This window comes from Alloscardovia criceti DSM 17774 (genome assembly GCF_000376885.1).
GTDB classification, from domain to species: domain Bacteria; phylum Actinomycetota; class Actinomycetes; order Actinomycetales; family Bifidobacteriaceae; genus Alloscardovia; species Alloscardovia criceti.
In genome coordinates this window covers 422654-435229 of record NZ_AQXR01000011.1, presented here as the reverse complement: position 1 = coordinate 435229, position 12576 = coordinate 422654, and the positions used below count along the sequence as shown (strand labels likewise).

Annotated in this window: 6 protein-coding genes and 1 pseudogene; 6 read left to right on the top strand and 1 reads right to left on the bottom strand. The window is 50.1% G+C overall.

Going from position 1 to position 12576, the window contains the following annotated elements:
* Positions 1-712: 712 nt before the first annotated feature.
* The 6 genes and pseudogenes from D570_RS08760 (at position 713) to D570_RS0107190 (ending at position 10351) form a co-directional block, all read left to right on the top strand.
* A complete protein-coding gene (locus tag D570_RS08760) occupies positions 713-1408 on the top strand; it encodes a MarR family winged helix-turn-helix transcriptional regulator (RefSeq protein ID WP_018143721.1) in 696 nt (231 codons plus the stop codon).
* A gap of 348 nt (positions 1409-1756) precedes the next feature.
* Positions 1757-3469: an ABC transporter ATP-binding protein gene (locus D570_RS0107210; RefSeq protein ID WP_018143720.1), complete on the top strand. Its 1713-nt coding sequence runs from the start codon at positions 1757-1759 to the stop codon at positions 3467-3469.
* Position 3470: 1 nt separating this feature from the next.
* Positions 3471-5423, top strand: a pseudogene (locus D570_RS09755) (ABC transporter ATP-binding protein).
* A 146-nt stretch (positions 5424-5569) separates the two neighbouring features.
* Positions 5570-6691, top strand: a complete 1122-nt coding sequence (locus D570_RS0107200) for a tRNA (adenine-N1)-methyltransferase (protein ID WP_018143716.1) — start codon at positions 5570-5572, stop codon at positions 6689-6691.
* 12 nt (positions 6692-6703) lie between these two features.
* On the top strand, positions 6704-7261 hold the full coding sequence (locus tag D570_RS0107195; protein ID WP_018143715.1) for a SixA phosphatase family protein: 558 nt from the start codon (positions 6704-6706) through the stop codon (positions 7259-7261).
* Positions 7262-10351 carry a bifunctional [glutamine synthetase] adenylyltransferase/[glutamine synthetase]-adenylyl-L-tyrosine phosphorylase gene (locus D570_RS0107190; protein ID WP_018143714.1) on the top strand — a complete coding sequence of 1030 codons (3090 nt, stop codon included), beginning with the start codon at positions 7262-7264 and terminating at the stop codon, positions 10349-10351.
* A gap of 94 nt (positions 10352-10445) precedes the next feature.
* Here the strand turns inward: D570_RS0107190 and D570_RS0107185 are convergent, their stop codons facing one another.
* Positions 10446-12536 (bottom strand): cation:proton antiporter, encoded by a 2091-nt coding sequence (locus D570_RS0107185; protein WP_169331237.1) that lies wholly within the window; start codon positions 12534-12536, stop codon positions 10446-10448.
* Positions 12537-12576: the final 40 nt, after the last annotated feature.

The following is a 12576-nucleotide window of genomic DNA, read 5'->3' as shown; positions in this document are numbered from 1 at the left end:
ATCGCCTCGAGGAAATACCGGAAGGTTTCGATAAAATTGCCATTTTGGGTCGTTTGTCCGATGAACGCAGTGCTGAGATTAATGAAGAAATTGCCGAATCTGAAGAAGTACCGGCTGATGGCGCAAAAATCATCAACCCTAATCCCGGGAGCATCATTTTTACTGGAGCTGTGGAAAAGGGTTTAACGGATCAGCTTTTGGGCAATTTGTTCCATATGCAAGTTCATGTAGAACACAATCATGGGCGTTGGGCGGCATTCGCGAAATAACACATGGGCATTATTGCCCAAAAGATGTATGTGATGCCAGTGCGATCATTCAGTTTCCTTATATATCCTTTGAATGGTCGTTTTTGCCCAAAAGAGGATAGCGCGCACAAGAAGAATGAAGTGTTTCTCAACTCCCTCATTTGTTCTGTATCTCCGTTTTGGGCAAAATTGACCATCACCCAGTAGATCCGCAGTTCTTGCAGTAAAAGAAAACATCGAAACATTTTTCTCAGGGCATAATGGGAGGCTGCTCCGGATGCCGCAACGACGATACAAAATTCGCACGCCGCACAATTACTGGCATTTATAGGTTCCTCCAGAAGCGTTCAACAAATGTGACGACACTCTCAGCTAATTATTTAGTTCAGTAATTGACAAACTAAAAATATCGACTTAGTATTTACTTCGCTTATTAAACATAAAACTAAATAACTAAGGACGGTATGCAGATTAAAAAGCTTTTCGCTAACCTAATGCGATTAATACACCAGCTTTATGTTGTGTTCGCCGCAAAATTTAGCAGAACCACTGGCAATCTCATGAAAACCTTGGCTATGCTCAACGACGAAGGTCAGATGACGGCGGGGAAAATTTCCGAAGCACTTGATATTAAGCCATCGAGCGTGACACAGATTATCAATAAGCTGGAGCAGGCAGGAACGGTGGTACGAGAAAAATCACAAGAGGATTCTCGAGTGACGTTTGTGCAGATCACACAAAAAGGGCAGGAATTGCTCAAAAGTCGTCAAGCCGCTGCAGATTCGTTAATGGACGAACTTTTCGCAGGTTTCAGCGATGAGGACATAGATAAATTCAACTCCTATATCGAAAAACTGATTGATAATTCATCACAAGAGGGGTTCAGAACGCACATTCACAATGTGTTGTCAGATGACGAACTCATTGGTTTGGATCGGATGAGTGCTTCGTTTAATCGAGCGCGAGAGTTTATGCTTGCTCATTCGAATTTCAATCCTGACGATCCTGAGAGCTTCCTCGAGTTCCATCGCAGTGCTTTTGCAAAATGGCATACAAATATGGCGGCTCCGTTGGGGATGCCACATGGAGCCCGTGGATCCGACACTACAGATGAGTGCTCGACCACAGGAGAGACTAACTCAGGTAGCTCAAGAGAGTAGTGAGTACGGCGGTATCGGTAGGTAATAGGATGGTGTTTTCTGCCGGTTTAGCTTTTGGGCAAAAATGCCCATCGAAGAATTACGTCCAATTTCAAGATGATTAAGACCGTCTAAAAGACGTGGAATTAAGCGGAAAAGAAAAGCTTCAAGGGAACCCTCTTCAAGCGTGAAAAATCGGATGGGCAAAAATGCCCAAAAGCTGATAAACCCCGCATGACCAACCTCATCAACCTCACCAGCCTCAGCTCACCCCCCCCTAAAAACTTAACTAGAACAACCAAAACACTAGAGAAAGGCAGACGAATGCTCAAACTGTGGAGGAAATACCTCTCCCGGCATTGGATTCAAATGTCGCTTTTGGTGCTGATTCAGATTGCCCAAACGGTGCTGAACCTGTACCTCCCAAATCTTCAAGCCGATATCATCAATGACGGCGTCACCGCTGGCGATATGGATAAGGTATGGAGCATCGGCTGGATTATGATGGGCGTTGCCCTCGTCCAGATTGTTGCCAACATTATCGCCGTGTACTTCTCCACTCGCCTGGCCATGCGTATGGGCTACGACGTGCGCAAAGATTACTTCGCCACCGTTGAAGGCCTGTCGCTTCAGGAGATTGAGACCTTCTCGACTAGCTCGTTGATTACACGCGCCACGAACGATGTGCAGCAAGTTCAGATGGCTACCATGCAGTCCATGCTGATTATTTTGCAAGCGCCAATCATGTTCATTGGCGGCATCATTATGGCTATTCAGCAAGACGGCCCATTGACCTGGTCTATCGTCATCATCATCCCAATTATCCTCATCGTAGCTTTGGGCATTATGGGACATCTCGGCCCATTGTTCGGCAAACTGCAAAAACAGCTCGACCTCATCAATAAGCTGGTTCGCGAGCAAATTAGCGGTGTCCGCGTAATCCGCGCATTCACCCGCGAAAACACGGAGCGCGCACGCTTCGATGACGGCAACCAGAAAATGTATTCGATGGTGCTGTCCATCGGTCGCTGGATGGGCATTATGGTCCCAACCATGTTCTTCATCGTCAATGTGTCCAATGTAGGGCTGATGTGGTTCGGCGGACATCGCATTGAGTCCGGGGAAATGGAAATTGGCTCCCTGCAGGCATTTATCCAGTACCTGATGATTATTTTGATGGGTCTGATGATGTCCGCTATGATGTCTGTGCTCCTGCCACGTGCAGCCGTTTCAGCCCGCCGTATTAACGAGGTTTTGGAGGCAGAAAGCTCCATTACCGCACCTGCACAGCCTTACGCCCCACAAAATCCACAGGGATTGCTGGAATTCAAAAATGTATCCTTCTCGTATCCTGGCGCTGAAGATCCGGTGCTCAACAATATTTCCTTCACCGCTGAACCAGGCCAGACCACGGCTCTGATTGGTTCCACCGGTTCCGGTAAATCCACGGTTATCCGCTTGGCGTCTCGCATGTTTGACGTTACCAACGGTGAGGTGCTGGTCGACGGCCACAACGTGAAGGAATACGACCCTCACCAGTTGGCACAACTCTTCGGTCCAGTGCCACAAAAGTCCGTGCTCTTCGCGGGTACAATTCGCTCAAACCTGTTGTACGGAAATCCGAATGCCACCGACGAGCAGCTGTGGGAAGCCTTGCGCATTGCTCAGGCTGAAGATTTCGTCCGTGTAATTCCAGAGGGCCTGGATGCGCACGTAGCTCAAGGCGGCACGAACTTTTCTGGCGGTCAAAAGCAGCGCTTGTGCATTGCCCGTTCGATTGTGCGTCGCCCATATATCTACTCCTTCGATGATTCGTTCTCGGCTTTGGATATGGCCACGGATCGCAAGCTACGCGAGGCGTTAGAGCCGATCACGCACAATGCAACCCAGCTGCTCGTGGCGCAGCGCGCGTCATCCATTCGTCACGCGGACAAGATTTTGGTAATGGACAACGGTTCCATCGTGGGTCAAGGCACGCATGACGAATTGATGGAAACCTGCGAAACCTACCGCGAGATTGTGGAATCTCAAGGCGGTCAGGGACCAGATATTGAATCTTTAAGTATTGAAGAGGAGGCTTAACATGGCTCAGAACACCACGTCTCCAGTAGCACAAAAGGGAAATCGCGGTCGTACCTTATCGCGTCTGGTCGGTTACCTCATGCACTCCAAACTGCGCATGTTTATCATGATTGCTTGCGGTTTGATTGGTGTAATTCTCATCGTGGCTGGTCCAAAAATCATGGCTCAGGGTACGGATGTACTGTTTGCTGGCATTTTGGGCACAATGCTGAAAAACCAGATGCACATTCCGGATGGCACATCCATGGATACGGTTGTGCAGATGCTCCAAAATAATGGGCAGGGCAAGATTGCCAGCATGCTGAGCAATTACGATGTGCAGGTCGGCGTGGGCGTGGATTGGACCAAATTTGCCCAAATCATGGTACTCACCGTCGGTATTTACGTCATTGCTATGGTATTCCGCTACACTCAGACATTCACCATGTCGCGTATCGTGGCGGATGTCGTGTACCGTTTGCGCAATGATATTACCGAGAAGATTAACCGTCTGTCATTGAGCTACTTCGACGGCATTTCGCGTGGCGAGGTGATGAGCCGTACCACGAACGATGTCGATAATGTGCAGCAGTCCTTGCAGCAAATGTTGGCAGAATTCTTCTTCTCTGTATTCTAATTCTTGGCCACCATCATTATGATGTTGACAATTTCGCCTATTATGACGTTGATTGCGCTTGTGGTAATCCCAGTCCTGCTGGCCATTATTGGCGTGATTTTGAAGCTGGCTCAGCCTCAATTCGTCCAGCAATGGGCTAATACCGGTAAGGTGAACGGCCATGTCGAAGAAATGTTCTCCGGACATATGGTTGTGCGCGCGTACGGACAGGAAAAAACGGCTGAAGAGTCATTTGAGGAGTACAATAACGGTCTGTACAAGTCCAGCTTTGCCGCAACTTTCATGTCGAATCTGATGAATCCGTTAACCTCCTTCGCAGGCAATATTTCCTTCGTTATCGTGGCGATTGCGGGCGGTATCCGCGTGATCAATGGTCAGTTGACATTGGGTGATTTGCAGGCCTTTACACAGTATTCGCGCCAGGCTACACAGCCTTTGGGGCAGTTAGCTTCGATGGGTTCTACCTTGCAGTCCGCTATGGCCAGCGCCGAGCGTATCTTCGAATTCTTGGATGCGGACGAGGAGAGCCAGGAAGATCCTCAAACACCAACGCTCGAAACTCGCCTGAAGGATAAGGGCGGCGTTCAGGGTCACATCGAGTTTGACCATGTGGCATTCTCCTACAATCCAGAGAATCCACTGATTTCCGACCTCTCGCTGGAGGCTAAGCCAGGCCAGACAATTGCTATAGTGGGCCCAACTGGCGCAGGTAAGACGACTTTGGTCAATTTGCTCATGCGCTTCTACGAAATCGACAAGGGTCAGATTCGTCTCGATGGCATTGATACGACCACATTAACCCGCCAGGATTTGCGTAGCCACTTTGGCATGGTTCTGCAGGACACATGGCTGTTTGAAGGCACGATTCGCGATAATCTCTTCTACGGCGTACACGATAAGTCATTGCGTACCGAAGATCGTCTGCTGGAAGCTGCGCGCGCCACCCACGTCGATGAGTTTGTGCGCCGTCTGCCAGATGGCTACGACACGATTATGGATGATGATTCTACCGAATTATCCCAAGGTGAAAAGCAGCTACTGACTATTTGCCGTGCTTATTTGTCCAATCCAGATATTCTGATTTTGGATGAGGCGACGAGCTCCGTAGACACGCGCACGGAAGTGAAGGTCCAAAACGCTATGAATACCTTGCGTACGGGTCGCACGTCCTTCGTTATTGCACACCGCTTATCTACCATTCGTGATGCCGATATCATCCTTGTGGTCAACAAGGGTAAGATTGTGGAGCAGGGTAGCCACGATGAGCTGCTCGCGTTGAACGGTGCATATGCAAATATGTATAATTCCCAGTTCGCGGGCAAAAGCGATGATAACTAAATAATCTGAAGGCAGTATAGGGTGTGTGTCGCTAAGGCATACACCCTTTTGTCATAGTTCGGCTCAGCTTGGGAGCTCATTCCACTTTCTAGCAATGCTAGTACTATAAACATGACAACTTTCTCGACGAAAAGTAGGTTTTCTCCATGTCCTATCAGCGTGGCGTGTTACGCGCGGGTGAAAAAGTTCAGCTCACCGATCGCAAAGGCAATATGCTCACTTTCCAGCTCAGAGACGGCAACGTCACCGATACTGCTCACGGCATCATTCGTCACGTGGACATTATTGGACGCGCCGAAGGCACAGTTATAGAAACGCATAATGGAAAGGCCGCCGAGCAGGACACACCTGCCCCGCAAGGCAAGCCTTGGAAATCCTCCAGGCGTATCGGCGGCTGGGAATACTGCGTGATGCGGCCGCGTTTAGCCGATTATGTGCTTTCTATGCCACGCGGCGCGCAAATTATGTATCCGAAAGATATTGCCACCGTGCTGGAGCTTGGAGATATCCGCCCGGGTATGCGTGTGCTGGAATCCGGTGCAGGTTCGGGCGCTATGAGTGTGCACATTTTGGAAGCCATTGGTGAAACCGGAGAATTGACGACGATTGAAAGACGCCCCGATTTCGCTCATATTTCCATGGCCAACGCCACTGTGTTTTACGGTGAGAAACCACACAGGTGGACGATTATTGAAGAGGACTTTAATCAAGGTGTGCAGCAACTCGACAATCACTATTTCGACCGCATGGTGCTAGATTTGCTCGATCCGTGGAATCGACTCGAGGAGGCCTACCGCGTGCTCGCACCCGGTGGCGTGCTGGCCTGCTATGTGACGACTACTACACAGATGAGCAGAGTGGTAGAAGCCCTCGTATCCTCGGGACAGTGGACTCAGCCGCATATCCAAGAGAGTATGGAGCGCTCGTGGAAGGTCGATGGGCTGGCTGTGCGTCCTGAACATTCGATGATTGGGCATACCGGATTTCTTATCTTTACGCGTTCGATGGCGGAGGGTTTCGCAGCGCTGAAAAAACGGGAACGCCCAAACAAGGATACGGTCACAGATATCGATGACGTAAACTTGGACTTGTCCCAGTTGGAGCTGCGCGATATGTCGGATCGCAAATTACGCAAGGTTATCCGAGATTTGAATGATCAGGTCGCCCACCTAGAATCTCTAGATTCGTCAGATTCTTCAGACTCCCTAAAACCTCTCGATTCTCCAGACTCTCAAAGCCCGAAATCCGACCTCCGTCCACTGGATTGATAGGATAGTGCTATGTCTATAAATCTCACAAAGATCAGCAAAGTGGCTCATGACTACGAATACCTTCTCATTCTTATGCGTCACGCCAAAACAGAAAAATCCGCTCAGGATGACGCTTCCCGAGAATTAACCGACAAGGGTAAGAAACAGGCCAAGCATGTGGCCAAAGCCATGGATGGCATGGGTCTTGTGCCCGATATTGTGGCGGTCTCTGGTGCAAAACGCGCTCGCGAGACGGCGGATAGAATGCTGAAGGTCTTTGGAGATAAGCCAGAATTGATTTATCACAAGCAGCTGTATACCGATGGCATGGCTGAGGTGTCGGAAATTCTTGCTTCCCAAAAGAAAAAGAATAAAACGCTGATGATCATCGGACATGAGCCGAGTATCAGTGAAGCCGCACAGTGGTGGGCACGCAGTACGGGCGATTTCTCCCATATTTATGAAACACTTCAGCTGGGATTATCACCTGCTGCCTTCGTTATTTTGGCCTCTCATAAGCCTTTTGAGCAGTGGGATTTGCATGAGGCAGATTCCATCGCCGTAATTAGTGCGAAGGACTGTGACTAAATGAGTGAGGCGCCGTTTTCCTCTTCACAGCTGATTCACGCCGGTTTTAACCAGCTGAGTCAGGCCATAACTAACGGCGAAAGATTGCAACGCATACTCGAAGACGCGTATGCACAGGGTATGGAATGCACGTGGGGACTGGAAGATTTTCTGCATGCCGCCACTGTTTCTGATAGTCCAGACTCTGCTTTGTGGCATCTGACGGAAATTGCACACAAAGTTCTGACGTCTGCGATATCCGCTCCAGCAGAGGAGCACGACGCACCACAAGCTGTAGCACGTCAGCTGTTTGAAGCCAGCGCGGATGGTTTAGCGCGACTCATCCGCGTGTGTGGAGCCTCCGAATTCTGTGGACGCTTATTAACCTCAGATGGGGAGTTCTTACCGGAGGTTTTGGAAAGTTCGCAGCCACGCATTCCTTTTGAGATTGACTTTTCGCAGCCCTATGCTCAGCAAATTCAAGACATGCGCAAGACGTATTGGCGCAATATTCTGCACATTATCGCCGACGATGTTACCAGCAGTGCACCTTTGGATATACAGCCTGTGATTTCTCGCCGACTGAGCGAACTCATCGATACCACATTGCAAGCCGCTTTGAGCATAGCTCAGCACAAGGTGCCACAAGGTCATGCATGTAAATTTGCGGTTTTTGCCATGGGCAAGCTGGGTGCGCAGGAAATTAATTATATTTCTGATGTCGACTTGGTGTATATCGTGGATAAAACAGACGAATTCCGGGGGGACCTGATTTCGCTGGGTACACACATCGGCTCGGTGCTCCAAACCGTGTGCTCGGCCATTGTACCGGGTGTAACCATGCCGGCCTTGTGGGATATCGATACTGCATTGCGACCGGAAGGCAAAGCCGGAGCCCTGGTGCGCACAGTGGATTCTGCCAAATCCTATTACGATAACTGGGCGGAAAATTGGGAATTCCAAGCCCTACTCAAGGCGCGTTTTGTGGCAGGAGATGCCGAGCTAGGCCACGCGTATATGAGTATGATTACCCCGCTCATTTGGTCCGCATCTGCCCGCAAAAATTTTGTTTACGACTGCCGAGCCATGCGCACCCGCGTAGAGAACCTGATACCGCTTGATCAACGCAACCGCGAAATCAAGCTGGGCAAGGGCGGTTTGCGCGATGTAGAATTCACCGTGCAAATGCTGCAACTCGTGCACGGTCGAACGGATGAAAGTCTACGTACCAAAAATACGCTTTCCGCACTCAAGCAATTGGCCCACGGTGGCTATATGAATAGAACGCAGGCACAAGATCTGTCTCATGACTATCGTTTCCTGCGTGTGCTGGAGCATCGTCAGCAGCTTTTCCAGATGCGTCGAACTCATCTTTTCCCGAAAATTTCCGGGCAGGATGACGATATTTTCGTACATAGCCGTCATATTAATGACCGGGAGTTGGCAGACAATTTGCCTATTGTGCGGCTTTCGCGTGCTCTATCTCTCACCCCGGTGCAACTGGTGGAGCATTTTGATGCGGTACGACGTCAGGTCCGCCAGCTCCATATGGATATTTATTATCGCCCAATGTTGCCAAATATTTCGCAGCTGAGTGAAGGCGATATTACCTTGTCTGAGGATGCTTTGCGTGCGCGATTTGAGTCCGTGGGATTTGCAGATCCGTATGCGGCTATTCGTCACGTCACCGCACTGACATCTGGTATTTCGCGCGCCAGTCGCATTAATCGCATCCTTTTGCCGACGATTTTGCTGTGGATTGGCAATGGTCAAAATCCGGATATGGGTTTGATGATGTGGCGCAGATGGGTGGAAACCATTGGCGGCTCTGGACCGTATTTAGGTTTTCTGCGTGATTCGCCCACAGCTTTGCAACGGCTCTGCCATATTCTGTCCAATTCGCGCTATCTGAGTGAAGCCTTGATGATTTCGTCAGAATCGACTACTTGGTTAGGCGATGATGAGGCTTTGAATGCGCGTTCCTATGAGAGTCTACGCACGCGTACAAATGTGCTCGTACACCGTTTTGCGCATTCCCAAGAAGAATTCTCTACACTACTCAGAGCGCTGCGTAGAAGAGAAATCGAACGCATCGGATTGGGCTGGATGAGCTCTGTTATCAGCTCAGAACAAGCCTTACGGGGCATGACTCGTGTCTACGATGTGCTCATCGATGCCACCATGCAATGGTGTGCTACACGGTTATGTGAGGAGGAGGAACGCGACACCCCACCATCTCGTGTATCCGTGATTGCTATGGGCCGCTACGGTGGGGAAGAAGTGAATTTCTCTTCCGATGCGGACGTAATCGCAGTCTATGAGGTGTGCGAAGGTTGCTCGGATGAGGAGGCACGAAAATTTGCGCAACGCCATATCGAACTCATGCGCACCGTGCTTACAGGATTTTCTGCCACCGGGCAAAGCATCGATATTGATATGGATTTGCGTCCTGAAGGCAAAAACGGTCCGCTTGTACGTTCTCTTGAGTCCTATAAGCAATATTACGCATCGTGGGCAGAAACCTGGGAGCGACAAGCCTTACTACGTGCGCGTTTTGCAGCTGGAGATGTGCAGCTTGGCGAGCGCTTTATCCACGAAGTCGTCAATCCAGTACGCTACAGCTCGCAAGCCTTATCGCAAGAGGCTATCCACAGCATCCGCAAGCTCAAAGCCCGCATGGAGGCAGAACGCTTGCCACGTGGAGTGCGCTACGACCGGCACATTAAGCTCGGCAGGGGAGGACTGTCCGATGTGGAATGGACGGTGCAGCTCCTGCAGCTCCAGCACGCTTACGAATGGGAGGACGTGCGGTCCACACATACACTCAGCACAATCGACGCCCTCGAAAAACATGGGGCACTTTCTGCGCATGATGCCGCAATCCTGCGGTCCACATGGACGCTGTGCACGGATTTGCGCAATGCGTCCTTCCTGTGGTCTGGCCGTGCTGCACAAGCGGATATTATCCCCGATGATTACTTTGATATGGGTGGATTGGCCGTGTATTTGGGTCATGAAGCGCACAAAGGTCTGCAATTCTTAGACGATGTGATCGGTCAGATGCGCAAATGCCGCGAAGTGGTGAACCGCGTTTTCTACGAATCCGAATAATCTGGTCAGTTTCGGTACTACCGAACATAAAAAATCTGGTCTGACGCCAAACGCCAGACCAGAACACTTATGAATACAAGGTGAGAATGTGCACTTACATAACTGTATCCGACTGCATAATAAACACATTGCGCCGCATAGTACGTGCCTGATCGCGCGTAATTTCCTGATTCTCCGCCATAGTACGGATGGTTTCTAGCTCGATATTATAAGCCTGCGAGAGCACGGAGTTGAACTGATGCGGAGCAAACTGTGAACGCGCCTCACCAATGCTGGTCGGCCCAGGAGTTTGCAAACTCTTGAGCAAGGTACGCAATTCCGCCACAATTGTAGAGCCCACCACCGGTGGCAGCTGATTATAGCTAATCAGCGTAAACACATGGTGGATAGAATCCTGCAGCATTTGCAACTGAATGCGCGTAATCAGGGACCTGCCATAATCCACTTCCTGCGAGCCCGAGCGCAGATTCATCGCACGATTCCACGCAAAACGCAGAGCAGCGCGCGCCGATCTGAACCACACGGTCAGACGGAGCTTCCAGGAATAAATTCTCACACGCAACTGCTTCTTCCAATTGGCTTCATCATGGGACAAGGAGTACTCAATTGGCGCAAGCAAACGTTGGCAGGCATCCGTGGTTTGAGGATGCTTTCGCGCATAATTTTCCAGCCACAAACTTTGCCATTCACGAATTTCAATGCGCGCAGACTGGAGCAGCTTCAGCTCCTCCGGCGTGAGCACCTTTCCACGCTGGCGGGCAATGCGCGAATTATACGAGCGCATAACCGCTTCAATGGCCACGTGCTGCTCCGGATTATCCAGACGAGAAATCGACACCAACGTACGGTTGAGCATTTCCAAATTCGCCAAAGCGAACTTATGACCATCGATGTCCTTCTCCGGGGGAGCCAGAATAGGCACCACCGTATTTGCCAAAATCAGCGACAGCACGATATAGACCGCAGCGATAAACAGCCAAGCTGTCCTTACAGGGAATTCCGTCATGGAATCCAGCTCGGAAGGCAAGCTGAATGCCAAAATCAACGAAATAGTACCTTTCGCACCACCAAAGGTCATAATTGCCGCAGAATTCCACCGCTCTTTGGTCATTTTGCGGCGCTGACCCGTTTCCTTAGACTTCGCCGTTCTGAGCATGACCGCAATCCAAATAAAACGCGCGATGAGCAGCACCACGGCCAGCAGTACAGCCACGAAGAAAATCATCAAGGTATTCACACGTGAATCCGTAATACTTTGACGCATAGCCAGCGGCAGTTCGATACCTAGGAGTACAAAAACAGAACCATTCAAGGCGAAAGCCAGCACATCCCACACGGCGGAGGATACGCGGTTTACTTCGGCCAAATCTTCACCCACGCCCACGCGCTGATACATGGCCATAATGCCCGCTACAACCACAGCGATAACGCCAGAAACGCGGATTTCATTGCCCACCCAGTACACAAGGAATGGGAAGATGATTTCAATCAAAATACGGTTCGTGGTGGTTTCGAGACGCATATGGCGCAGCCAAAGCACCAATCGATTCATGAGATAACCCATAATCATGCCCACAAACGCGCCGCCCACAAAGCTATACACCACATTTTCTGTGAATCCAACAACCGAGAAGGTGCCGGTGGTCAGCATAATTAAGGAAAACTGGAAGCTGACGATGCCCGCTGCATCATTAAACAGGCTTTCAATAGCCAAAATGCCGGATTGACGTTTAGTTAGCTGCGCATCGCTACCCAATTGAGCCACAGCCACCGCATCCGTTGGCCCTAAAGCCGCACCCAAGGCAAAGGCCGCAGCCAATGGCACGGCGGTGGACACCAACTGCAAGGTAAACCCGGATATCGTCACAGATACGAGCACCAGTCCGATAGCCATAGCCAAGCTCACGCCCATATTTTCACGCAAACTCGAACGTGAAATATGCATAGCTTCGTGATACAGCAGTGGAGCCACGAGCAGTACAAGGAAAAGATCCGAATTGATGTTGATAATAGGCAGACCCGGAACAAAGAACCACACGATACCGAGGATAATTTGAACGAGCGGTAATGAGACTCGGGGTATGTATGGACTCAGAAGCGAAGAAATAACAACAGCTATACCAATTTCAACGATAAGTACGAAGGATTCCATAAGTAGAGGACTACTTTCCGCTTGTTCTGCCACCTAGTCATCTCTATAGTAAAACACGATATGACATGTATGC